This window comes from Comamonas odontotermitis (assembly GCF_020080045.1).
GTDB lineage: Bacteria > Pseudomonadota > Gammaproteobacteria > Burkholderiales > Burkholderiaceae_C > Comamonas > Comamonas odontotermitis.
On the sequence record NZ_CP083451.1, the window covers coordinates 3391304 to 3415927 of the forward strand.

General features: G+C 62.1%; 24 protein-coding genes. 8 read left to right on the plus strand and 16 right to left on the minus strand.

The window, feature by feature from the left end:
* Positions 1–5 precede the first annotated feature (5 nt).
* From LAD35_RS15665 to hpaH, 5 genes are read left to right on the plus strand one after another with little or no spacing between them, the layout of a single operon-like run.
* The gene (locus tag LAD35_RS15665; RefSeq protein WP_224149929.1) at positions 6–977 is read left to right on the plus strand and encodes a tripartite tricarboxylate transporter substrate binding protein; all 972 of its coding nucleotides are present in this window, start codon (positions 6–8) and stop codon (positions 975–977) included.
* 8 nt (positions 978–985) lie between these two features.
* Positions 986–1312 (plus strand): aromatic ring-opening dioxygenase subunit LigA, encoded by a 327-nt coding sequence (locus LAD35_RS15670; RefSeq protein ID WP_224149930.1) that lies wholly within the window; start codon positions 986–988, stop codon positions 1310–1312.
* A 1-nt stretch (position 1313) separates the two neighbouring features.
* Complete coding sequence (locus tag LAD35_RS15675; protein WP_224149931.1) at positions 1314–2132, plus strand: DODA-type extradiol aromatic ring-opening family dioxygenase; 819 nt, start codon at positions 1314–1316, stop codon at positions 2130–2132.
* Entirely contained in the window at positions 2132–2560 is a 429-nt protein-coding gene (locus tag LAD35_RS15680; RefSeq protein ID WP_224149932.1) for a 5-carboxymethyl-2-hydroxymuconate Delta-isomerase, read from the plus strand. Before LAD35_RS15675 ends, LAD35_RS15680 begins: the two co-directional genes overlap by 1 nt.
* Before the next feature lie 56 nt (positions 2561–2616).
* Positions 2617–3450, plus strand: a complete 834-nt coding sequence (gene hpaH / locus LAD35_RS15685) for a 2-oxo-hept-4-ene-1,7-dioate hydratase (RefSeq protein WP_224149933.1) — start codon at positions 2617–2619, stop codon at positions 3448–3450.
* A gap of 111 nt (positions 3451–3561) precedes the next feature.
* Here the strand turns inward: hpaH and LAD35_RS15690 are convergent, their stop codons facing one another.
* The 14 genes from LAD35_RS15690 to LAD35_RS15755 form a co-directional block, all read right to left on the minus strand.
* Entirely contained in the window at positions 3562–4311 is a 750-nt protein-coding gene (locus LAD35_RS15690) for an ABC transporter ATP-binding protein (protein WP_224149934.1), read from the minus strand.
* Entirely contained in the window at positions 4308–6200 is a 1893-nt protein-coding gene (locus LAD35_RS15695; RefSeq protein ID WP_396022753.1) for a branched-chain amino acid ABC transporter ATP-binding protein/permease, read from the minus strand. The genes LAD35_RS15690 and LAD35_RS15695 overlap by 4 nt, the downstream gene beginning before the upstream one ends.
* The gene (locus tag LAD35_RS15700) at positions 6197–7225 is read right to left on the minus strand and encodes a branched-chain amino acid ABC transporter permease (protein WP_224149935.1); all 1029 of its coding nucleotides are present in this window, start codon (positions 7223–7225) and stop codon (positions 6197–6199) included. The genes LAD35_RS15695 and LAD35_RS15700 overlap by 4 nt, the downstream gene beginning before the upstream one ends.
* Positions 7226–7374: 149 nt before the next feature.
* Entirely contained in the window at positions 7375–8523 is a 1149-nt protein-coding gene (locus tag LAD35_RS15705; protein ID WP_224149936.1) for an ABC transporter substrate-binding protein, read from the minus strand.
* 148 nt (positions 8524–8671) lie between these two features.
* Positions 8672–9280: a TetR/AcrR family transcriptional regulator gene (locus LAD35_RS15710; RefSeq protein ID WP_224152737.1), complete on the minus strand. Its 609-nt coding sequence runs from the start codon at positions 9278–9280 to the stop codon at positions 8672–8674.
* A gap of 64 nt (positions 9281–9344) precedes the next feature.
* Positions 9345–10430, minus strand: a complete 1086-nt coding sequence (gene paaE, locus LAD35_RS15715) for a 1,2-phenylacetyl-CoA epoxidase subunit PaaE (protein WP_224149937.1) — start codon at positions 10428–10430, stop codon at positions 9345–9347.
* A 15-nt stretch (positions 10431–10445) separates the two neighbouring features.
* Positions 10446–10973, minus strand: a complete 528-nt coding sequence (gene paaD / locus LAD35_RS15720; protein ID WP_224149938.1) for a 1,2-phenylacetyl-CoA epoxidase subunit PaaD — start codon at positions 10971–10973, stop codon at positions 10446–10448.
* On the minus strand, positions 10973–11752 hold the full coding sequence (gene paaC, locus LAD35_RS15725) for a 1,2-phenylacetyl-CoA epoxidase subunit PaaC (RefSeq protein WP_224149939.1): 780 nt from the start codon (positions 11750–11752) through the stop codon (positions 10973–10975). Before paaC ends, paaD begins: the two co-directional genes overlap by 1 nt.
* A gap of 14 nt (positions 11753–11766) precedes the next feature.
* Positions 11767–12063, minus strand: a complete 297-nt coding sequence (gene paaB / locus LAD35_RS15730; protein WP_224149940.1) for a 1,2-phenylacetyl-CoA epoxidase subunit PaaB — start codon at positions 12061–12063, stop codon at positions 11767–11769.
* Positions 12060–13076 carry a 1,2-phenylacetyl-CoA epoxidase subunit PaaA gene (gene paaA / locus LAD35_RS15735; protein WP_224149941.1) on the minus strand — a complete coding sequence of 339 codons (1017 nt, stop codon included), beginning with the start codon at positions 13074–13076 and terminating at the stop codon, positions 12060–12062. Before paaA ends, paaB begins: the two co-directional genes overlap by 4 nt.
* 39 nt (positions 13077–13115) lie before the next feature.
* Positions 13116–15572 carry a penicillin acylase family protein gene (locus LAD35_RS15740; protein ID WP_224149942.1) on the minus strand — a complete coding sequence of 819 codons (2457 nt, stop codon included), beginning with the start codon at positions 15570–15572 and terminating at the stop codon, positions 13116–13118.
* 50 nt (positions 15573–15622) lie between these two features.
* Entirely contained in the window at positions 15623–16939 is a 1317-nt protein-coding gene (gene paaK, locus LAD35_RS15745) for a phenylacetate--CoA ligase PaaK (RefSeq protein WP_224149943.1), read from the minus strand.
* A gap of 27 nt (positions 16940–16966) precedes the next feature.
* Complete coding sequence (gene paaI, locus LAD35_RS15750) at positions 16967–17425, minus strand: hydroxyphenylacetyl-CoA thioesterase PaaI (protein ID WP_224149944.1); 459 nt, start codon at positions 17423–17425, stop codon at positions 16967–16969.
* 28 nt (positions 17426–17453) lie between these two features.
* Positions 17454–18284: an enoyl-CoA hydratase-related protein gene (locus LAD35_RS15755; protein ID WP_224149945.1), complete on the minus strand. Its 831-nt coding sequence runs from the start codon at positions 18282–18284 to the stop codon at positions 17454–17456.
* Between the two features lie 240 nt (positions 18285–18524).
* On the opposite strand from LAD35_RS15755, the gene paaN reads away from it, so the two are divergent.
* Positions 18525–20180 (plus strand): phenylacetic acid degradation protein PaaN, encoded by a 1656-nt coding sequence (gene paaN, locus LAD35_RS15760; protein ID WP_224149946.1) that lies wholly within the window; start codon positions 18525–18527, stop codon positions 20178–20180.
* Between the two features lie 113 nt (positions 20181–20293).
* Here paaN and LAD35_RS15765 read toward each other — a convergent pair whose 3' ends face one another.
* Positions 20294–21211, minus strand: coding sequence for a Dyp-type peroxidase (locus LAD35_RS15765; protein WP_224149947.1), 918 nt, complete (start codon positions 21209–21211; stop codon positions 20294–20296).
* Between the two features lie 139 nt (positions 21212–21350).
* Positions 21351–22040, minus strand: a complete 690-nt coding sequence (locus tag LAD35_RS15770; protein ID WP_224149948.1) for a YceH family protein — start codon at positions 22038–22040, stop codon at positions 21351–21353.
* Between the two features lie 245 nt (positions 22041–22285).
* Between LAD35_RS15770 and LAD35_RS15775 the strand changes: the two genes are divergently transcribed.
* Positions 22286–23329, plus strand: a complete 1044-nt coding sequence (locus LAD35_RS15775; RefSeq protein ID WP_224149949.1) for a GlxA family transcriptional regulator — start codon at positions 22286–22288, stop codon at positions 23327–23329.
* Between the two features lie 93 nt (positions 23330–23422).
* Positions 23423–24613, plus strand: a complete 1191-nt coding sequence (locus tag LAD35_RS15780) for an MFS transporter (protein WP_224149950.1) — start codon at positions 23423–23425, stop codon at positions 24611–24613.
* Positions 24614–24624 lie beyond the last annotated feature (11 nt).

The following is a 24624-nucleotide window of genomic DNA, read 5'->3' on the forward strand; positions in this document are numbered from 1 at the left end:
CATAGATGCAACGCCGCCAATTCATCCAATCCGCTGTTGGCACGATTGCCACGCTACCTGCGTGGCAGCTCGCCCGCGCAGACGCCTGGCCCAGCCGCCCTGTACGCATCATCGTTCCATTCACGCCTGGAGGAACCACGGACGTGGTGACACGCCTGGTCAGCAATGAACTGGGCAAAAGCCTGGGGCAATCGGTGATTGTGGAGAACAAGCCGGGTGCAGGCACCGTGATCGGCGTGGACGCCGTAGCCAAGGCCGCGCCCGACGGCTACACCTTCGGTACCATCGCCAACAGCTTCACGGCCAACAAGACGCTGATCAAGAGCCTGCCCTACGACAGCGCCAGAGATCTGCGTCCTGTGGCGCTGATGGGGCTGTCGGAGCATGTGCTGGCCACCCATCCGGCCAGTGGGCTCAAAACCCTTGCAGACCTGAAAAAAGCGGCACTGGCCAAGCCCGGCTCGCTCAGCTACGCATCGTTTGGCAATGGTACATCTGCGCATCTGTCTGGCGCCCTGCTCTGCCAGATGCTCGGCATCGACATGGTGCATGTGCCCTACAAGGGCCAGGGCCCGGCCATGGCAGACCTGATCGGCGGACAGGTCACCGTCATGTTTGGCAACTGGCCCGAGTTCCGGGGCCAGATCGCCGGCGGCAAGCTGGTGGCATTGGGCATGGCGACCTTGCAGCGATCGCAGTTTGCACCCGATGTGCCTACCCTTGCGGAACAGGGCGCGGCGCTGGAATCCAATTCCTGGCAGGGCCTGCTGGCGCCCGCCAAGACCAGCGATGCCATCGTGCAGCGCCTGAACCAGGATGTGAACCTGGCACTGGCAAGCCCCGCCGTCATCAAGACGTTCCAGGAGGGCGGCATTGTCTCGAAGGCCGGCAGCGTGGAACAGTTTGCAGCCTTCATCCGCAGCGAGGAAGATAAATACGCCAGGATCATCCGCGCTGCCAACATCAGCATCGGCTAGGGGGGCTCATGAGCTTGTACGCAATGCAGAAGTTCCTCTTCCACCTGAACCGCGAACCCGAAGTGCAGCGCCGCTATCGCGAAGACCGAGAAGCGCTGCTCGCCGGCTATCCGTTGACCGACGAGGAGCGCGATGCCATCCACCACGGAGATATCGGCAAGCTGTATGTACTGGGTTGCAACGGCCAGTTGCTGATGCACTTTGCCCCCCTTTTGGGTCTGGCCTGGGCTGACTATCTGCAGGCCATGCGCGACGGAGTTGCAAAGTACGGCCCGGTACGCGCCGGCGTGTATGCGATGACAACGGCAGTGGACGAGAAAGTAGCAGGGGTTTGATATGAGTCTGGTTTTTGCAGGCGTATGCAGCCACGCCCCCGGGATTACCGGCCGCGCCCATCTGGCCGATCCAGCGGTGAAGGATGCGTTCCACGCCGCATTCCACGGCATGGGGGCGCAATTGGCAGCAGCCCGGCCTGATGCGGTCATCGTCATCGCGGCCGAGCATTTTGCGAACTTCTTCATGAACAACATGCCCGCCTATGCAATCGGCATGGCCGCGCAGTACGAGGGGCCAATTGAAGATCCACAGTGGCTGGGCATTGAAAAGCGCACGATCCCCGGCAACCCCGATCTGTCTCGCCGCATCATCACCGAAGTGCTGCAAACCGTGGATACCGCCTTTGCCGAAGAGTGGAGATTCGACCACGGCATCATGGTGCCGCTGCACTTTCTTACCCCACATTTCGACACGGACATCATCCCTGTCAACATCAACTGCCAGGGGCCTCCGCTGACACCGCTGCACCGCGCCTGGGCCTTTGGCGAAGCACTGCGCCGCGCCTGCGACAAGGCGCCTGAGCGCATTGCGATCATCGGTACCGGCGGCATCTCGCACTGGCCTGCCACGCCCGACTCGGGCAAGATCAACTGGGAGTGGGACCAGCAGTTCATGGATCGCTGGTGCCGCAACGACAAGGATGCCATGCTTGGCTACACCGATGCCGAAACCTACCGCGATGGAGGCCAGGGCGGCTTCGAAATCCGTACCTTCATCAGCGTGGCAGCCGCCGCACGCGGGCCGGGCCAAGTGCTCTACTGTGAGCCCATCCCCATCTTTGCGGTAAGTTGTACTGCGGCCACCATGGAGGTGCGGTGATGCCCCATGTCGTCGTGCTCTACACCGGCAATCTCGACCAACGCAGTGACATGGCGGCCCTGTGCCGCAGCCTCGCCGACACCATGCTCACCGTGCACGCCGAGGACGGCAGCCAGGTCTTCCCCACCGGCGGCACGCGTGTGCTCGCCTACCCTGCACCGCACTTTGCCGTAGCCGATGGCGGTGCGGCGGGCAAGGCGGCAGGCGGCGATGGCGACTACCACTTTGCCTACATCAACCTGCGCATGGGCAAGGGGCGATCAAACGCTGTCAAGACCCAAGCAGGCGACGCGCTGCTGGCCTGCGCCAAAGCACACTTTGCCACCCTGTTGGATGAACGGCACATGGGCCTGACCGTGCAGGTCGACGAAAGCCCCGGCCAGGTCTATGACGGCAAGCACAGCAGCCTGCACCCTCTTTTCAGATAGCGCCCTGAGTGGTTTCGCTGGCCCCATGTCACGCATTCAAGCAACGAACAACTGAGATGTTTACCCAAGAGCTTCTTTCCCAACTGGCCCAGGAACTTGACCACAGCGAGAGAACGCGCGTGCAGATCGAGCACTTCTCCAAACGCTATCCCGGGATGACCGTGGACGACGGTTACCGCGTGGCACGCGAATGGGTGCGTCTGCAGATCGCAGGTGGCCGCAAGGTCATTGGCCACAAGATCGGCCTCACCTCGCGTGCCATGCAGCTGTCCAGCCAGATCGACGAGCCCGACTACGGCACCCTGCTCGACAACATGCTCTACACCTGCAGCAACGGCCAGGTACTGGACATTCCCATCCAGAACTTCATTGCACCGCGTGTCGAGGTGGAGTTGGCTTTTGTGCTGAAAAAGCCGCTCAAAGGCCCAGGCCTCGCGGAAGGCAGGCAGCTTGGCATTGCCGACGTGCTCGATGCCACTGACTATGTGACGCCAGCCATTGAAATCATTGACGCGCGCATCGAACAGCTGGACCGTCACACGAAGGCCATGCGCAAGGTGTACGACACCATCAGCGACAATGCTGCCAATGCCGGTATCGTCATGGGTGCCGGGCGAGCCGCACCGACAGAGGTGGATCTACCTTGGTGCGGCGCTATTCTGCGCCAGAACGGCGCAGTGGAAGAGACGGGCCTCGCAGCAGGCGTGCAAGGCCACCCTGCGGTGGGCGTAGCCTGGCTCGCCAACAAGCTGGCACCGTGGGGCGAATTCTTGAACGCTGGCGAAATCGTTCTGGCCGGCTCCTTCACCCGCCCTGTTGCGGCCAAGGCGGGAGATGTGTTCGAAGCCGACTACGGAAGACTGGGCAAGCTGGAATTCCGCTTCGTATGAGCAGATAGTAAAAAGCAGAGAGCTGGCAGCATGCGCGGCCAGCTCTCTCTTTTTTGGGGATTCTCGACAGCGGATCAGAACCGCGCACCAATAGATCAACGGATCAGCGGATCAATGTGCGACAGCCTCCTGCCTTCCCGCGCCCAGATAGGTATCGATGATGCGCTGGTCGTGCAGCAGATCGCGTGCATTGCCGCTGAGCGCCACGGCGCCCATCTCCAGCACATAGGCGCGGTCTGCCACCTTCAGCGCAGCACGCGCATTCTGCTCCACCAGCAGCACCGATACGCCGCGATCACGCAGCGATGCCACCACCTGCAGCACCTCGCGCACAATCAGTGGTGCCAGGCCCAGCGATGGCTCATCGAGCATCAGCAGGCGCGGCTTGGCCATCAGTGCGCGGCCAATGGCCAGCATCTGCCGCTCACCGCCCGACAACGTGGATGCCATCTGCGCACGGCGCTCCTGCAGGCGCGGAAAGATGTCAAACACCTCCTGCAGGCGCGCTCCCTGGTCACGCTCGCCCTTGCGCCACAGCGAGAATCCGCCCAGCCGCAGATTGTCTTCCACCGACATCTCGCCAAACAGTTCACGCTTCTCCGGCACCAGCCCTACGCCATGCGACACCATGGCCTCCACCGTGGGGCGAGCGATCACGCCACCCGACAGGGATACCTGGCCCTTGGAGGGCAGCAGACCCATGGCCGCCGACAGCAAGGTCGTCTTGCCCGCGCCATTGGGGCCAATCACGGTCACGATCTCTCCTGCCGCCACATGCAGATCGACCTGGTGCACGGCTTCCACCGGCCCGTACGATACGCACAACTGCGACAGCTGCAACAAGTGAGGGGTGCTGTTCATGCGGCCACCTCGTCTTCATCGGCGCCACCCAGATAGGCATCCAGCACGCGCTGGTTCGATTGAATCTCGGCAGGTGTTCCCGTGGCAATCACGGTGCCGAACTCCAGTACCGTGATGCGGTCAGCCAGGTTCATCACAAACTCCATGTCATGCTCCACCACCAGAATACCCAAACCTTCGGCGCGCAACTGGCGCAGCAACTGGGCAAGCGATTGCTTCTCTAGGTGCCGCAGGCCCGCCGCCGGTTCGTCCAGCAGCAAGGCTGCGGGCTGTCCCGCCAAGGCGCGAGCGATTTCGACAATGCGCTGCTGACCCAAGGCCAACGACCCCGCAGGCACATCGGCAAACGCGCCCAGGCCGCAGCGTTCGATCTGCTTGCGCGCCTCGGCCAGCAACGACGCCTCTTCGTGCCTGTCCAGTCGCAGCATGGATGCCAACCACCCCTTGTGCGCACGCAGATGGGCACCCAAGGCCACGTTTTCCAGTACCGTGCGCTGGCCCAGCAGGCGCACATGCTGAAAAGTACGCCCCAGGCCCAATGCGGCAAACCTGCGTGATGGCGCATCGGCCATGACATGGCCCATCAGTTGCACCTGGCCTTCGGTCGGCGAATCCACGCCCGAGATCATGTTGAAGAACGTACTCTTGCCTGCACCGTTCGGCCCGATCAGCGCGTGCACCTCCCCGGCCTTCAGCGACATGGACACATCATTGTTTGCGACCAGGCCACCAAAGCGCTTGGTGACATGCTCGGCTGCCAACAAGGTGGTGCCTGCCGCAGGCGCCGTGCGCTGGTCCAGCGGATGAGATGTGGCCTGGACCTGCCTGCCTGCAGGCTGTTTGATCCAGCGCGCAGTCAAGCGCTGCAAGGTGGGCCACAGCCCCTGGTCAAAACGCTGCAGCACCAGCACCATCAGCAGGCCGAAAACGATCACTTCAAAATTTCCGCTGGTGCCCAGCAGGGCGGGCAGAATGTCCTGCAGCTTCTCCTTCAGCAAGGTGATCAGGGTAGCGCCCAGCACGGCACCCCAGAGGTGACCCGCACCACCCACCACTGCCATGAACAGGTACTCGATACCGATGTTCAGGTTGAAGGGCGCGGGGCTCACAAAGCGCTGCATGTGCGCATACAGCCAGCCGGACAGGGTAGCGAGCAACGCGGCCAGCACAAACAGCTTGACGCGGTGGCGCGCGGTGTTGATGCCCATTGATTCGGCCATCACCTGCCCGCCCTTGAGCGAGCGGATCGCCCGCCCTTCTCGCGAATCGAGCAGATTGCTCAGCAGCCACAGTGCCAGCAGCAGCACGACCCAGACGAGCACACCCATGACCCGGGGCGACGCAAAGGAGGCGCCTGCAATCACCAATGGTGGAATGCCTGTGATGCCGGTCTGGCCACCCAGAAATTCCATGTTGCCAAACAGGTAGTACAGACTCAGGCCCCAGGCAATGGTGCACAGCGGCAGATAGTGCCCTTGGAGCTTGACGGTGACGGACCCCAGCACCCAGGCAACGATGAAGGTGATCACAAAGCCCAGCACCAGGCCCACCCACGGCAGGCCGGCCGCGCCCACCGCACTGCCGAAAAACTGTACCGCCACCGGCGACGTGCATGCCCACGCCGTGGCATAGGCGCCGATGCCGACAAAGGCGGCCTGCCCAAACGATGTCATGCCGCCCACTCCGGTCAGCAACACCAGGCCGGCAGCCACCATGGCATAGAGGCCAATGTAGCTCAGGATCACCACGGTGAAATCAGGCAGAAATCCCCAGGCCAGTGCAAACAGCACAATGGCGGCGGCGGTGAGCATCCGGGGAGTGACAACACCTGCAGCGCTTGCGGGCGCGGAGTTGGCCATGGGGCCAGATTTGGGTACCGGCGCGCTCATTCTTCTTCCTCCACATGGCGGCTGTTGCGCGATCTCCACCACAGCACCGGAATAATCATCGCAAACACCAGCACCTCCTTGTACGCGCTGGCCCAGAAGGTGGAAAAGGACTCCAGCAGGCCCACCAGCAGCGCGCCTGCCAGTGCCAACGGATAGCTGGCAAGACCGCCGATGATGGCCGCTACAAAGCCTTTGAGCCCCACCATGAATCCGGTGTCGTAATACACCGTGGTGAGCGGCGCGATCAGCAAGCCCGAGATGGCGCCGATCAAGGCAGCGAGAGCAAAGCTCAGATCGCCCGCCAGCGCAGTTGGAATGCCCATCAGGCGCGCGCCTACCCGGTTGATGGCAGTTGCGCGCAAGGCCTTGCCGAGCATTGATCGTTCAAAAAACACGAACAGCGATATCACCAGTACCAGCGCAACACCCAGCACCACCAGGGACTGGCCCGAAATGGAAATGTCCGCAATGTCGAACTTGGACTCCGAGAAGGGCGTGGTACGCGAGCCCTCTGCACCAAAGAACAGCAGGCCCAAGCCCACCAGCACGCCGTGAAGCGCGACCGAAATGATGAGCAGCAGCAGCACGGAAGCATTTGCCACTGGCCGGTACGCCACACGGTAGAGCAACGGGCCCATGGGCATCACCAGCACCAAAGCAGTGATCGACTGCAGCAGCAGCGAACTGGGCTTGACGCCCAGGGCCAGCACCGCCGCCACGGCGGGAAAGCCTATGCACCACAGCAGGGTTGCGGGCCAACTGCCGCCCTGGCCGGAACGGGCACGCCACAGCTCCGCCACGAGCGCAACGGCAGCCATGACCAACAGCAGCCACAACGTGGAAGGCGTCTTGCCCGCCTGCATCATGGCCATGGTGAGCGCGCCATAGGCGACAAACTCTCCCTGCGGAATGAAAATGATGCGTGTGACGGAAAACACCAGCACCAGGGCCACCGCCATCAGCCCGTAGATGGCGCCATTGACGATGCCGTCCTGCCCCAGCAGCAAGGCAATTTGCAAATCCATAGTCGACTTTCGAAAACGCGGAAAGATGAAACACCCCGGAGCTGCCTTGCGGCGCACCGCAAGGGAAACTGCGGCCCCATCAGCAAAACGGCTTTTGCTGACCGTCTCGCAGATGGGGCCGCGCCTGTTTCATGCGTTGCAGGCGTATATCAGGGTTGGTACTTCCAGGTGCCGTTTTCGATCTTGACCATCACCACACCATTCTGGATGCCGAGGTGGTCAGTGGGTGACATGGAGAAAATGCCGTGTGCGCCAGGTACATTCTTGGTCTGCTCCAAGGCATCGCGCAACGCCGCGCGGAACTCCGGTGTGCCAGGCTGCGCCTTTTTCAGCGCTTCGGGCACAGCGGCGAACAGGATCTTTCCTGCATCCCATGCATGTGCGCCAAAAGTGGCTGCAGTGCCCTTGCCATACTTGCCCTCATAGGCCTTGACGTAATCCACGCCCTCCTTCTTGACCGGGTTGCTGTCAGGCAACTGATCGGCCACCAACACCGGGCCCGCAGGCAGGAAAGTGCCTTCCACGTCCTTGCCGCCTACGCGCAGAAAATCTGCATTGGCCACACCGTGGGTCTGGTAGTACTTGCCCTTGTAGCCACGCTCCTTGAGGGTTTTCTCCGGCAGGGCCGCCGGTGTGCCCGAACCCGCCACCAGCACCGCATCGGGCTTGGCAGCCATCAGCTTCAGTGCCTGACCGGTCACGGACGTGTCCGCGCGCGAAAAGGCTTCGGTCGCCACGATCTTCAAGCCCTTGGCTTCACCGGCCTTTTTGAACTCCTGCAGCCAGCTCTCGCCATAGGCATCGTTGAAGCCGATGTAGCCGACGGTCTTGACGCCACTCTTGGCCATATGGTCTGCAATGGCACCTGCCATCAGTCCATCGTTCTGGGGCGTCTTGAAGACCCACTTCTTCCTGTCGTCCATCGGCTCGATGATCTTCGCAGAAGCCGCCAGGGTGATCATGGGGGTCTTGCCTTCTGCCACCACGTCGATCATTGCCAGAGAGTTGGGCGTGATGCTGGAGCCGATGATGATGTCGGCCTTGCTCTCGCTGATCAGCTTGCGGGTGTTGGAGACGGCTGCGGTGGTGTCGGACGCATCATCGAGAATGATGTAGTTGACCTTCTGCCCCCCAATGGTCTGCGGCATCAGCGCAATTGTGTTTTTCTCCGGAATGCCCAGTGATGCAGCCGGGCCGGTTGCCGACAGCACCACACCCACATTGATGTCGGCCCAGGCCGAACCCCATGCTGCAGCCAGTGCGGCAGCAACAATTCCCAGTTTTGCAAAGCGCTTCATATATTGTCTCCTTGAAGATGGCTCTTACTAAACGACCCCTACGATTGCGGTGATGGCTGCGATGCAATGGGCAATGTCGGTGCGAGATCCATGGCTATCACAACGGCACAACAATTTAACTTATTAAATAATTTTTCACCAGTATTTTTCAGCGTTTCTGACCTGGGGTTTGCACTGCCCCTACGCCTCCCAGAAACAGATCGGCGACAACAGGCGCCATGGCGTCGTAGCTCAAGGCACCATGGGGCTTGAGCCAGGTGAACATCCAGTTCATCATGCCGAACAACAGCATGGTGAGTGCCTTGGTCAGCCCCGCCTGGTCCGTCTGGGGGCGCAGCTCACGCACAGCGCGTGCCACGCTCTCCACCACCTGACGTTCACCGTTCAGAATCCGCTCCTGATCCTCTTCATTCAAGAAACGCACATCCTCGGTCAGCACCCGGTGCTCGTTGACGGCATGGGCATACTCCTGCACAAAGCGCTCGATCAACAAGCGCAGGCGAGGCTCGGCAGGCAGCTGCTGATCCACCCCGTCCACCAGGGCAATCAGTCGCGTGATATGCGCATCGCAAATCTCAAGCAGCAACGCATTCTTGTCCTTGAAGTAATGGTAGAGCGCCGGCTTGGACAGGCCACAGGCACTCGCCACCTCATTCATCGAGGTTGCCGCGTAGCCTGCGCGGGCAAACAGCTCCGCAGCCTGGTGCAGGATATGTTCTCTCTGGTCTTCATAACCGGGTGCCCGTCCTCGAGCCATGGCGTCTTCCTTGTTGATGATGGTGGCGCTCATCATGCCTCAAACCATTCTCCCTTCCAGGGTATCAACGCTCATCAAATGAGAGCACAACGCGCTCTGTCAACGGGTGCGCCTGGCAGGTGAGGATGAAGCCATCGGCCACCTCCTTTTTATCCAAGGCAAAGTTGCGCTCCATCCGCACCTCGCCTTCCACCAGCTTGGCCCGGCAGGTACCGCATACACCGGAGGTGCATGAATAAGGTACCTCCATGCCAGCAGCAGATGCCGCATCGAGAATGCTGGGCTGTCCTTTGGTAAACGGAATCTCGCGTGACAGGCCATCACGGATGATCACAATGCGCGCGGCCTCGGCGTCTCCTGGCTTGGCTTCGTGCACCACAGCGCCCACCGTGCCAGCAGCCTGCAGCGCCACGCCAAAGCGCTCAATATGGATGCGCTCTTCCGGAACCCCTGCAGCCAGCAAGGCAGCCTCGGCCTCGTCATTCATCTGGAAAGGGCCGCAGACATAGACATGGTCAATGCGACCAGCCGGCACTACGCTTGCCAGAAATTCACCGATCTTTTCACGGTTCATCGTGCCGCTGTTGATCGGCGCATCGGTGTGCTCGTCCGAAAACACGTGCTGCAGCACCAGACGCGACATGTAGCGGTTCTTGAGGTCTTCGATCTCTTCCTTGAACATGGTCGAGCGCAATGCGCGGTTGCCATAGATCAGGGTGAACCGGCTTGCGGGCTCGCGCGCCAGCACGGTCTTCATGATCGAGAGAATCGGCGTGATGCCGCTGCCACCAGCAATGCCCACATGGTGGCGGGCGGCATCGCTTTCGATGGGTACGAAGAACCGCCCTTGCGGCGCCATCACCTGGATAGTGTCACCGGGCTGCAGGTGTTCGTTGATCCAGTTGGAGAACACGCCGCCGCGCACCTTGCGCACGCCCACGCGCAACTCACCATCGTCTACGCCTGCGCAGATCGAATAGGAACGGCGCAGGTCCTGGCCGTCGATATTCGCGCGCAAGGTCAGATACTGGCCCTGTGTGAAGCCAAATACTTCGCGCAGGTCCGTGGGCACGTCAAACGACACCACCACCGCTTCTTGCGTATCCGGCTCGATCTTGCGCACGCGCAGCGGATGGAAACTGATGCTCATACTGGATTCCTCAACTCAAATAGGCTTGAAGTGCTCAAAGGGTTCGCGGCAAGCCAGGCACCGGTACAAGGCCTTGCAGGCAGTGGCACCAAAGGCGGACAGCCGCTCTGTCTGCGCGCTTCCGCAACGCGGGCACGCGGGTGTTGCAGTGCTCATGCTGCGGCCGAAGAACCGGATCGGCACTGCGGCATCCTTGTCCACCATGCCTGGCGGCGCGATGCCGTATTCGGCCAGCTTGCGCCGGCCTTCTGCACTGATCCAGTCCGTCGTCCAGGCAGGTGCGCGGCGCAACGTCACCCTCGCAGGTCCCAGTCCTGCGGCGTCGATGGCGGCCAACACATCGCTCTCGATCACCTCGGTCGCCGGGCAGCCCGAGTAGGTCGGCGTCAGCACGATCTCCAGCCCCGCCTCCCCGGCAACCACGTCGCGCACAATGCCCAGGTCGCACACCGATACGGCAGGCACCTCGGGGTCCAGCACGGTGTGGAGCACTTTCCAGGCGGCACTCACCCGTGCTTCCTGCGCAAGGTCAGCTGCATGCATCACCATGCTCCTGCAGGAAAGGCGCGCTGCAGATATTGCATATCGGCCAGGATGAAGCCCATGTGCTCGCTATGGCGGCCGCGCTTGCCTTCGCTCAGAAACTGTGACGCTGCGGGCTCTGCCAACTGCGCCTCGGCCAGAACTTCACCCATTTGTGCGTACCAGTCATCCTTCAATGCAGACCAGCGCGGGCCCCAGCCAGCATCTGCGGCGGCCTCGTCAGCTGCGTCGGTATCGAACAACTCCGGCGCATAGCGCCACAGTTGTTTCACCGCAGCTTCCATGCGGGTGCGCGACTCGTCCGTGCCATCACCCAGCCGCACCACCCAGTCTGCGGAGTGCTGCTGGTGGTATCGCACTTCTTTCACGGCCTTGGCGGCAATCGCGCGCAACTCTTCATTGCAGCTCTCCACGCTCACCTGCTCCCACAGCAGCATCAGCCAGGTGGCGAGCATGGTGTTGCGCAACACGGAGAATGCAAAATCTCCTCGTGGCAATTCGGCCAGCGTCACGTTGAAGTAATCGCGTTCATTGCGCAGAAAAGCCAGCTGATCTTCATCATGGCCGTTCCCTTCCACCTGCCCGGCCAGGGTGAGCACGGCGCGCGCCTGCCCGATCAGATCGAGCGCAATGTTGGACATGGCAATGTCCTCTTCCAGGACCGGTGCATGGCCACACCATTCACTGATGCGTTGGGCCAGGATCAGGCAGCTGTCGCCGATGCGCAGCAGGTATTGCGTCGCGGGCGTAAGTGCAAGTTGTATGGATTCAGCAGGCATGGTTTCTCCCGGGATCACATGTGATCCACTTCCTTGGGCAACTGGAAGAAGGTGGGGTGGCGATACACCTTGTCTTCTGCAGGATCGAAATACATGTCCTTGTCACCGGGATCGCTCGCCACAATCTGCTCGGATTGCACCACCCACACGCTGCAGCCTTCCTGCCGACGGGTGTACACATCACGCGCCATCTGGATGGCCATTCTGGCGTCCGCTGCATGCAGGCTGCCGCAGTGCTTGTGGTCCAGGCCTGCCTTGCTGCGCACAAATACCTCCCACAGAGGCCATTCCATTTTGATACTGTCGTTCATGCGGCCTCCTTGATGGCGCGACTCTGTTGTTTGCGGGCATGGGCCAGCGCTGCTTCGCGCACCCAGGCCCCGTTGTCCCAGGCTTGCACACGGGCACCCAACCGCTCCTGGTTGCAGGGCCCGTCTCCGGCAATCACGCGCCAGAATTCATCCCAATCGATGGGCCCGTGGTCATGGGCACCACGCGCCTCGTTCCATTTCAGCTCCGGGTCCGGCAGAGTCACGCCCAGGATCTGCGCCTGCTCCACGGTCGCGTCGATGAACTTCTGGCGCAGCTCATCGTTGGAGACACGCTTGATGCCCCAGCGCATCGATTGCGCACTGTTGGGCGATTGGTCATCGGGTGGACCGAACATCATGATCGATGGCCACCACCAGCGGTTGACCGCGTCCTGCACCATGTCCTTCTGTGCCTGGGTGCCGCTCTTCATCATCGTGAGCAACGCGTCAAAGCCCTGACGCTGGTGAAAGCTCTCCTCGCGGCAGATGCGGATCATGGCACGTGCATAGGGTGCATAGGAGCAGCGGCAGATCGGCACCTGGTTCATGATGGCCGCGCCATCCACCAGCCAGCCGATGGTGCCGATATCGGCCCAGGTCAGCGTGGGGTAGTTGAAGATGGAGCTGTACTTGGCCTTGCCGCTGTGCAGCGCGTCAAGCATCTGGTCACGCGAGGTGCCCAGTGTTTCAGCCGCCGCGTACAGATACAGGCCATGACCACCCTCGTCCTGCACCTTGGCCAGCAGAATGGCCTTGCGCTTGAGGGTGGGCGCACGGCTGATCCAGTTGCCTTCGGGCAGCATGCCGACGATCTCCGAGTGCGCATGCTGGCTGATCTGGCGCAGCAAGGTCTTGCGGTAATGGTCGGGCATCCAGTCCTTGGCTTCGATGAACTCGCCCGCGTCGATGCGCTCATCAAAGCGCTCCTGCAGGCGCGCCTCTTCGGCAGAGCGAACGGGCTTGTTGCCGTCTCCCGGCTCTTTGCCCATGGTGTCCATGGCTTGGGTGTACATGGTGAACCTCCTGAAATGTGTGGGTCGTACTGGATTTGCTCAATAGCGGAGTACCTGAACCGAAGTGGCACGGCGATCCACCTCTGCAGCTGTCAGCGCTTCGCGCTTGCAGCCAAAGTTCTGGAAGAGCTCCATCTGATCGGCGTAATGCGGCGACTTGGTGCCATCCGGCGCAACAAAGCCGCTCTGGCCGGGCGGTGCAGCAGTGCACAGGCTCACGCCCTTGGCACCGAGCACCACCTTGTCGTTCTGGGTACCGCGGTTCATATAACTTGGCAGCGTGAGCAACTCATCGGCATTGGCTTGCGGCGCACCGATGAAGTTCTTGGTCAGAAAGACATGCCTGGTGACAGGCATGCGCCATGCGGCGGTATCCGCGCCATGGCGCTGCTGCAACTCTTTCATGGCTTCGGCCAGCGTAGCGCGCAGTACCGTGTTCTTGTCCTGGCCGTTGAAGAAGTCATAGGTCTGCGGTACACCCGCCTTGGCACCCAGGAGCGCGTTGTAGACCAGCTTGAGCCCATTGCCTGGCCGAATGCTCGCCACCTGCGTATCGCCTGCATAGCCGCCACCTGCATAGGCGGCAAACACCTCAGGCGGCAGATCATCGGCCAGCACCGCCTTGAAAAGAACCGGCAGCCAGGTCATCATCAGCGTCGTGGCCGGGCTGTCATAGCTGCCACGCTCCGATGGGTCTTCATTGAGCATATTCCAGCCAGCCAGAAGTTGTGCTGCGCGGCGGGCCGGATCATTGGGAGGCAGGCCGCGCGTGGCCTCGGCCACAAAGGGCAGCAGATAGCGCGCATTGGTGTCTGCGTAGGCGGTGGCACGGTTGAGGTCCCACAACTCCTCAGGGGTGAGACGGGCCTTGGCATTGAGCCTGGCGCTGAATTCGTTCACACGGTCCACCACCGAATAGTTGCCGCCGTCACTCACGGCGCCGGGTGCCGACTGGTTGTTCCAGTTCACCACATAGCCCTGCTCCGGATTGAGCACCTGCGGGTCCTCGCGGAAAGGCCGGATGCCTTCCCACTCCATGGAGCCGTCGCCCAATGCAGGAAGGCGGATATCCTGGTGTGCAGGGCGGATCGGCAGGCGACCGGGCGAAACGTAGCCGATGTTCCCTTCGGTGTCTGCGTAATACCAGTTGATGGTGATGGCCACGCGCGAAGCCTGGGCCAGCCATTGCAGCCAGTTCTGCGCCCGCATTGAGTGGATCCAGCCCAGCAGGGACTCCAGCTCGTAACCGTCCCAGCTGCGCTTCATCGAGTAGGCAACGCCGTTGGGTATGTCGAAGTTGGTGACCGTGCCATGCACCGTCGAAAAAATATCCAAGCTCTGGTCGGCTTCTGCCTTGACCTTGATGGTCTCGGTCCGCTTCGCCATGGTTCGCATCGTGCCGTTGAACCGGTACTCATGTGGATTGGCCGGGTTCAGCTGCTCCTGGTACATGTCGTTCACATCCAGCGGGCCCGCTGTGGCGCCCCAGGCGATCTTGCCGTTGGTACCGAACAGCACCACAGGGTGCGCAAAGGGGGTGTTTCCGGTCACATCGAAACCTGCGCCGTGCAGGCCGATGCCAAACACGTATGACGGGTTGAACCAGTTGAACTGCGGCCCATTGATGAAGACCGTGCTGCCGTCGCTCGTCTTTTGGGGACCGGCGATCCAGAGGTTGCTGGCAATCGGCCGCTGCCAGGGCTGCGCAACGCCTCGGTGCGCGGCATCCATTTCGTCGCGCGCTGCCAGCAATTCTGGTGAGACGGGCGCGAGCTTGGCCATGTGCCCGTCATTCGTGGCGATCGGTCGGATTGCACCATTGATGCGAGGCACCGTGGTGGGAGCCCGGGTGTCTTCCACCCAGCGGATCTGATCGAACAACTGCCTGCCCTGCACATCGCCGTTGGCCTTGCGCAACTGCTCCAGCAGGCGCAGATTGGCGAGCTCGCTGCTCACATTGGAATAGCGGTTGGCCATGGTACCGACCCAGATCATGGCCACGTCGTAGCCCGACCAGTCAGCCTTGGGCTCAAAGCCGGCATCAATGAACTGTTTGGGCAACAAGGTGGCACGCGCTGCCAGCACCTCGTTCACGCGGGCATTGAAGCCGGCAGCATAGCCATCGAAGATGGCCTTGTCGTCTGGTGACAGACGGGCCATCTGGCCTCTGATCGATTCCGGCGAGAAACTGGCGCGACTGCCCTTGTCGAGCGCGACGTAGGCCGGCCCCATTACTTCGGAGACGGTGCCCAGCACAGCGCGGCGTGCCATCTCCATCTGGAAAAGGCGGTCTTGCGCCACTGCATAGCCAAAACCATGGAACAGTCCGCGCACGTCATTGGCGTATACGTGCGGTACACCGAAGTCATCACGCTTGATGGTGACCTGGCCATGCATCGTTGCAGCGCCCATCGGGGCAACGGCAGTCGAGGCACAGCCCGCTGCCAGCAGTGCGGCAGCAGTGATCAGGGAAATGCGGCGGAGCGTGAAGGTCATGGGGTTGGCCTGGAGCAGGGAATCAAGTTGAACAATGGTCTGTCAGGCCATCAACGGGGCCGCTTGTCGAACACGCGCCGGGCCTTGCCGGTCTGCGTGCGCTCGATACCATCCGGATCGAACACCCGCACCATCGTGGAGATGCCCACCAGCGTCTTGATGCGGTGCTGCACCCATTGCGCGATTTCAATGCGCTCGCCATCGGCCATGCCGCGCAGCTCGGGCACCAATTCGCAATGCACCTCCACAGTGTCCAGCAGCCCCTCACGGTTGATATGCAGCTGATACACGCCAGTGAGCTTCTGGTGCGCCAGCACGATCTCTTCCACCTGGGTGGGAAAGACATTGACGCCACGGATGATCATCATGTCGTCGCTGCGGCCCACGATCTTGCCCATGCGGCGGAAGGAGCGCGCCGTCGGCGGCAGCAGGCGTGTCAGATCGCGTGTGCGGTAGCGGATGATGGGCATGGCCTCCTTGGACAGGGAGGTGAAGACCAGCTCGCCTTCTTCGCCATCGGCCACCACTTCGCCGGTGTCCGGGTTGATGATCTCGGGGTAGAAATGGTCTTCCCAGATGACCGGGCCGTCCTTGGTTTCAACGCACTCGCTGGCCACGCCCGGGCCCATCACTTCGGACAAGCCATAGATATCCACGGCATCCAGACCCGCCTTGTGCTCGATATCCTTGCGCATGGCTTCGGTCCAGGGCTCGGCGCCAAAGATGCCAATCTTGAGCGAGCTGGCGGCAGCGTCCAGCCCCTGGCGCTGGAACTCTTCCACCAGCACCTGCATGTAGCTAGGAGTCACCATGATGATGTCGGGCTTGAAGTCGGTGATCAGTTGCACCTGCTTCTCCGTCTGTCCACCCGACATGGGCACCACGGTGCAGCCAGCGCGTTCCGCTCCGTAATGCGCCCCCAGGCCACCGGTGAACAGGCCATAGCCATAGGCCACATGCACCATGTCACCCTGGCGCCCACCGGCTGCACGAATGGAACGCGCCACCAGATCCGCCCAGGTATTGATGTCCTTGAGCGTATAGCCCACGACAGTCGGCTTTCCTGTCGTGCCACTAGAGGCGTGCACGCGCGCCACCTTGTTGCGCGGCACGGCAAACATCCCGAAGGGGTAGTTGTCGCGCAATTCCTTCTTGGTGGTGAATGGAAACTTTGCCAGGTCCTTGAGACTCTTCAGATCCGACGGATGCACGCCTTTGGCATCAAAGGCCTGGCGGTAATGCGGCACGTTCTCATAGGCGTGCTGCAGCGACCAGCGCAGGCGCTGCAGCTGCAAGGCCTCGATTTCGTCGCGGCTGGCAGTCTCTATGGGGTCGAAAACGTTGACTGGGGAAACTCGGTCATTCATGGTGGGAACCTCTAGGCATCTTGACAATCAGTCTTGGGCGGGCACGGTCTGCTTGCCCTTCATGCGGTATGAACGCCCCCGGAACAGGGCGATCACCTCTCCCGCCCCATTGCAGATCCGTACGTCGTACACGCCGGTACGGCCTGCCTGTGAAACCTCTCTGGCTTCGGCCACCAGCACGTCGCCGGGCTTGCCGGGCGCCACAAAATCCACCGACAGGCCCGATGCCACTGTCATTTCGTTGTAGCTGTTGCAGGCATAGGCAAAGGCGGTATCGCCCAAGGTCGTGATATAGCCGCCATGGCAGATGTCAAAGCCATTGAGCATGTCGCTGCGCACCACCATCTCGATGGTGGCCTCGCCTGGTGCCATGTGGGTGACGCGCATGCCCAGCCCCTGCGCAGCACGGTCACGGGCAAACATGCCGTCGCGCACGCGCTCGGCGAGCTGCTGCGAAGTCATCGCGGCGGAAATGGTGGCATCCATTGGCAATCTCCAGAATGAAAGGTGTGCATCAGCGATCACTGAAAGCGGGTGCGCGCTTGGCCATGAAGGCAGCAACCCCTTCCAGGTAGTCGTGGGCGCTGCCCAGCCGCTTTTGCTCGCGTGCTTCCAGCGCGAGCGATGCGGAAAATTCGAGGTCCTGCGCCGCATCCATGGCGCGGCGCGTGGTCACGAGGGCCTGGGTCGGCATGGAGACAAGGCGGCTGGCAAGGATTTCCACCTCCGCCAGAAAGGTGGTATCCGGCACACAGCGCCATATCAACCCGATGCGCTCTGCCTCGGCTGCGGGCAGCTTGTCACCCAGCAATGCCATGCCCAGTGCGCGCTGGCGCCCCACCAGGCGCGGCAGCAACCAAGTGCCTCCACTGTCAGGCAGCAAGCCGATCTTGGTGAACGCCTGGATGAAATTGGCCGATTCTGCCGCCACCACCAGGTCGCAGCACAACGCGATATTGGCGCCCGCGCCAGCCGCCACGCCATTGACCGCCGCGATCACCGGAACCGGCATGGCGCGCAACTGCTCGCACAGGGGCTGGTAATGGCGCTCGATCAGCACGCTCAAATCCGTAGGCTCCTCGCCTGCAGGCGCTGGTGCGGCACCCTCATCGGCCAGATCCTGCCCTGCGCAGAAACCACGCCCGGCTCCAGTCAGCACCACGCAGCGCACGTCAGCATCGGCAGCCGCTGCCCGCAACGCAGATGCCAGTGCGCGGTGCATGGCCTGCGTGAAACTGTTGAGCGCTTGCGAGCGATTGAGCGTAATGATGCATACGCTGCCCCGGCGCTCCTGCAGCACCAGCGGTTCGCCGGATGGATTCGTGGTTGGGCTCGCTTCTGGCATGTCCGTGCTTTCTACAACGTGGTACCTGGCTGGCTTTTGTCGTTGATGCTGGTCAAATTTCAGCAAATCTCTTTGACCGACCGTTCGGTAAATAATATACTGACTCTCAGGTGTTGATGCAAGTCATAAAAGCCTCAGAGAAAACCCGCAGTCACCAAAAAATTTGCCTTGGTTCATGCGGTGGCTTTCTGGCGTCTATTGCAGCATCCGCACCCAACCCCCACCCACCCGGAGACATGCATGACCTTGTTTGACAAGCACCAAGCCTTGCTGGACCAAGCCGTCCGCGCCGCCAAGACCCGCGAATACTGGAGCGCCTTTCCCGAAAACCCCTCACCCAAGGTGTATGGCGAAACGGCGCAGGCCGACGGTCAGGCTGCCGCCCAGGCATATTTCAACAGCGACTTTCCGCTCGAGCAGACCGCAACACGCGGCTGGGTGGCGACCGAGCAATCGCCCTACGGCGTGGCTTTGAATGTGCGCTACCCCGATTGCGCACCAGCAGATCTGGTGGCTGCAGCACAGGCAGCGGAGCCCGGCTGGCAAGCGCTGGGCGCGCAAGGCCGTGTCGGCCTGCTGCTGGAGGCGCTCACCCGCATCCACCAGCGCACGCACGAGATCACCCACGCCGTCATGCTGACCAGTGGCCAGGGCCCGATGATGGCCTTCCAGGCGGGAGGGCCTCATGCGCAGGACCGCGCACTCGAAGCCATTGCCTATGCATGGATGGCGCAAGCCGACATTCCTGCATCCGCGCACTGGGAAAAGCCGCAGGGCAAGAATCCGCCCCTGGTCATGCAAAAGCATTTCGAGGTGGTGGGACGCGGCATCGGCCTGGTGCTGGGTTGCGCCACCTTCCCCACCTGGAACACCTATCCCGGCCTGTTCGCCAGCCTGGCGACCGGCAACCCGGTCATCGTCAAGCCGCACCCCAATGCCGTGCTGCCCATGGCAATCACGATTGCGATTCTGCGTGATGTGCTGCGCGAGCAAGGCCTTGACCCCAATGTGGTGCAGCTGGGCCTGTGCCCCCATAACGAAGACACGCAGGCGCTCGCAACCAATCCTGCGGTGGCACTGATCGACTTTACCGGCAGCACCGCCTTTGGCAACTGGCTGCAGAGCAATGCCAAGCAGGCGCGCCTGTATGCCGAGATGGCAGGCGTCAACACCGTGATCCTCGAATCGGCCAGCGATTACGCGGCCACCATAAAGAACCTCGCCTTCACGCTGGCGCTGTACAGCGGGCAGATGTGCACCACCACGCAGAACATCCTGATTCCGCAGGACGGCATCGCCACCAACGAAGGGCACAAGAGCTTTGACCAGATCGGCCGGGATCTGGGCGCGGCGCTGGCCACCCTGCTGGACGATCCGCGCGTGGCCACTGCGGTGCTGGGGGCGATTGCATCGCCTGCCACATCCGAGCGAATTGCGACCTCTGCACGAGTGGGCCGCGTGGTACACGCTTCACAAAAGATAGCACATCCGCAGTTTCCGCAAGCGGTGTTGCAGACGCCGCAACTGGTTGCGCTGACCGAGGCCGACGGCGCCATCTACAACCAGGAATGCTTTGGCCCGGTGGCGTACCTGGTGGCGGTCAAGGATGGTGCGGCAGCCCTGTCCGTTGCGCAGAACACCCTGCAGCAGCATGGCGCGCTCACGCTGGGCGTGTACTCGCAGAACCCGGCCTATATCGATCAGGCCGTACGGGTCAGCCTGCGCGGCAGGGTGGCGCTGTCCATCAATCTGACACAGGGCATTTACGTCAATCAATCCGCGGCGTTCTCTGATTTCCATGCCACCGGCGGCAATCCGGCTGCCAATGCCAGCTACACCAACCTGGCCTTTGTGGCAGACCGGTTTGTGGTGGTGCAACGCCGCGCCCACGTGTAACGCACGTCTATCGATGAAAAAAGCTGCCAGCGCCCATTGATAGGGCGCTGGCAGCTATCATTTTTTTAATTTAGATATCTTGGCCGTGATGGCCGACGCATATTGTCTGGCGCTTACAGGCCCAGCGCGCGCAGGTCCAACTTGCCATCCTTCATGGGCGGGCACCAGTAGTACGAATTCTTCACCGGATTGGACATCTGGAACAAGCCATCGACAATGCCGTCCTCCTCGCCCGCCATGCGGCGCATCTGCACCTCAAAAGCGTAGAAACTGCGGCCAAAGCCCGCAAAGATGGTGCCGATCTCGTCGCTGCCATCCGCCTTGACTCGCCACCAGGGCATGTTGCGCCGCAAAATGAACGCTTCGGGCGTGAAGCTCTCCTGTGCGGTGCGCTTGACGTGGGCGGACTCGGGCGCATCTTCTAGCTCCTCGTTGTCCGACAGGCGGCGACCAATCATGTGATCCTTCTGCAGGGCCGTCATGCGAGCAAAGGCCTCCTGGTCGTGCAGCCATTCCTGCACCGCAAAGTAGCTGCCGCCATCCAGCCCCTGCCCCATGCCATCGGCAATGGCCGCGTGCACGGCTTCGCCATCCTTCGGGTTTTCGGTGCCGTCTTCATAGCCCGTCAGGTCGCGCACCACATCCTTGCCATTCCATCCGTGGCGGAAGCAGTCGAGCACCTGCACGCAGGTGAATGCAGGCGCCAGAAAAGCAGCCGCCTCGCGCGACGCCTTGAGCAAGTCGCCCTGCTCGGCGCCACGCAGCCACAGGCACAGCGCGTGCGGCGTCAGCGGCAACTCGCCCTTGGGCCCCTTGATGGAAGGAAAGTTGCGCAGCCCCGGCACCTGCACGCCCAGCAATTGGGCCAGTGGCTCGCCCAGGGCCACCACGGCATTCACGCCATCGGCCCAGTTCTGCAATTGGCCAAGCGCCTTGCGCACGGCTACCGCGTCACCGGACACGTTCCAAAATTGATAGCGGCTGACCGCTGGCAGATCTTGCAGGATTCCTGGCTGGTGTAATGGCTTCATGGCATCTTCAAGTGAATTGGCTGGCATGCAACCTCTTTGTGCACACCCACCGTGGTGATTTTCAACCGCCCATTGTGTACCAGTCTGGCTTCATGAGCGGCTTCTTCGGCTTTGCGCTGTCTTACCGTCGATAGAGCATTCAGGCCTCGTCGCCCGCGCGTTGCGGGGGGCTCTCCACGCCCAGCGCATCGCACAGTTGCTGCACCGTGGCACGCAGCTGGGCAACTTCCGTCTCCAGGGATTCCACACGGTGCTGCAGGCCGGCGGATACAGGCGCACTGCCGGTTGCACTTTGCAGTGCTGCCACATCAACGGGGCCGCACAGCAGATGTGCCCAGCGCTGCTCGCGCGCGCCTGCAGCGCGTGGCAGTTGCAGCACCAGTGGGCCGCCTTTCTCTTCGCTGCGCTCGCGCAGTTCCTCCAGAAAGGCCTCGACCGAAGAAATATCAGCAAAGCGGTGCCAGCGCTCGGAATTGATACGCAGCTCCCCGGCAGTCTGCGGGCCGCGCAACATGAGAAGCGACAGCAGCACCGCCGATTGATCGGGCACACCCACACCGCGCGGAAAGTTGTGTTCCCAGCGGGTGGCTCGGCTGCCGCTGATCTGCACTGCCAGCCCCTGCTGGCGCAGCTCGTCCAGCGCCTCTGCGGCTTCGCCTTCGGTCACCTCCATCACGGGATCGCGGCTGGATTTCTGGTTGCAGCCGGTGACCAGGGCATTGAGCGTGAGCGGGTAGCTGTCCGGCACGGTACGGGCTTTTTCCATCAAGGTGGCAAGCACACGAGCCTTGACAGGAGTCAACGGGTTTGAGCGGTGATCGAAGGGCATAAAGAGTTTCCTGAAATATTGCGCACATCGTAAACAGGTTCTGATTCCATTCCCGCTCCACCCGACTGCTTTGTAGGCATTGCCAACCGGCTCTTTCACTGCGCTTTTCTGATGGTGTGTGGCCGTTGCAACGCGTTCACCGAGCTGAGCAGCGTCAGAACCCTGCGGTCTCTCTTTCAGTAAATGGCTGAATCTGTGCGATCAATGTCATTGCGGCCAAAGCATTTTTTTCGCACACTGGCGGCATGCCTCTCCCCCAGCCACCTGCCTCAAACGCCGCCACCTGTGCCGCCCAACCAGGCCACCGCGTGGTCTGCGTGACCTACCCGCGCGCAATGAGCCTGGACATCACCGGCCCCATGCAGGTGTTTGCCACAGCCAACGATGTGCGCAGGCGCCAGGGCCTGCCAGCCTTCTACCAGCTGACTTTTGCCGGGCTGGATGCGGGGCCGGTCATGCTGTCTTGCGGACTGCAGATGGTTGCGAGCCACGGCCTGCGCCAGTTGCGCCTTGCGGCCAATACCACGGTGCTGATCCCTGGGGGAGACGGCATCGAAGACGCCCAGCACAACGCAGCGCTGCGCCAGTGGGTGCAGCGCGTGGCGCCCAGGGTGCAGCGGCTCGGCTCGGTATGCTCGGGCGCTCTGGTGCTGGCGCGCGCGGGCCTGCTCGATGGCCTGCCTGCCACCACACACTGGTGTCGCCTGCAGGATCTGGCGGGGCTCGCACGTAATATCCATATCGATGGTGACCGGCTCCACACCTACGACGCCGCGCATCCACAGCAGCGGCACATCTTCACTTCGGCCGGAGTCACCTCAGGCATTGATCTGGCCATCAGCCTGGTGGAGGCCGATCTGGGCCGTGCCATGGCGCTCGCCGTAGCGCGACAGTTGGTGATGTTTGTGCGCAGGCCGGGCGGGCAGGCCCAGTTCAGCCCATTGCTGGCCGCCGAAACCACCCAGGCGCCGCGCCTCGCGCGCCTGCTGGAGTGGATTCCCAGCCGCCTGGGCGACGACCTGGGCGTCGAACAACTTGCGGCCCAGGCCTGCTTGCCGCCACGCACTCTGGCCCGCGTTTTCCGACAGGAATTGGGAACCTCACCCGGCAAGTATGTAGAGCGGGTGCGGGTCGAAGCCGCTGCCACCTTGCTGAGCCAACGGCAAGCGTCGATTGCCACCGTGGCGCGGCTGTGCGGTTTCGGTCACCCGGAAAACCTGCGCCGTAGCTTTCACAAGACGCTGGCAGTCAGTCCACAAGCCTTTGCCGAGCGTTTTGGCGCAGGCTAGGCGGCTGCCGTTTCCTCTTTCTTACAAAAACCTGCCCTGATGACCGCCATCAGGGTGCGGAACGCTCATTTTTGATAACAAGGAAAGCTCTGTATGCTCGTGCGCCGCCACCCTCAACTGCTCACGCTCAGCATTGCCCAGGCGCTGTACTGGTCGTGCTCCATCATCGGCATCGCGCTCACGGCACTGGTGGGGCAGCGCCTGGCACCATGGCCGGTGCTCGCCACCGTACCGCTGACCCTGCTTGTCGCTGGCAACCTGCTGGCAATTGGGCGCCTCTCGCGCTGGATGCAACGCCATGGCCGCGCGCGCGGCCTGCAATATGGCGCGCTGATGGGCGTGGCCGCTGGGCTGCTGGCTGCCTGGGCGGTGTACATCGGCAGCTTTGCGTTGTTTTGCGGCGCCATGGTGCTGCTGGGCTGTTACCAGGCATCAGCCGGGTTTTATCGTTTTGCGGCGCTTGATGGCATGGAGCCACAGTACAAGGGCAGCGCCGCAGCCTGGGTACTGGCCGGCGGCATTGCAGCCGCCCTGCTCGCTCCCAGCCTGGCCATTCATGCCTCAGGGGCGCTCACCATGCCCATGGCGGGTGCCTATGTAGCGATTGCAGCCCTCGCGCTACTAGCCTGCGCACTGCTGCAGCTCCTTCCCGCCAGCCTGAAAGCGCCGATGACCGGTGCAGCCTCCTCTGGCTCCAGCGCCAGCCTTTCGCGTCGCCAACTGTGGCAGCGTCCCGCCATTCGCCAGGCCATCATGCTCAGCGCCTGCGGCCATGGCTTGATGATTCTGGTGATGAATGCCACACCGCTGGCCATGCATGGCGCGGGGCACTCGTTGGCAAACTCCACCCATGTCATCCAGTGGCATGTGCTGGGCATGTTTGTGCCATCGCTCGTTGCTGGCAAGGCGGTGGATCGGTTTGGCGCGCGCCGCATCGCCTGGCTGGGAGCAGTGCTGCTGGCCATCAGCGCTGCGGTGGCGCTGACAGGGCAGGCGTTCTTTCCGTTTCTGGTCAGTTCCTTGCTGTTGGGCGCAGGTTGGAACCTGATGATTCTTGCAGGAACGACCCTGCTGTCGCAGGCCTGCACCCCGCAAGAGGCACCGCAGGCCCAGCCCTTGATGGAATGGGCCAACAATGGCAGTGCGGCGGCCATGTCCTTCAGTTGCGGCGTTCTGATCCAGACCCTGGGCTGGTCTGCGATCAACGCAGTCATGCTGCTGGTTTTGGCAGCGCTGGGCTATTCCCTGCTGCGCCAGGCCCGCCAACCCGTATTGGCCGAGTGAGGCACGCGGTG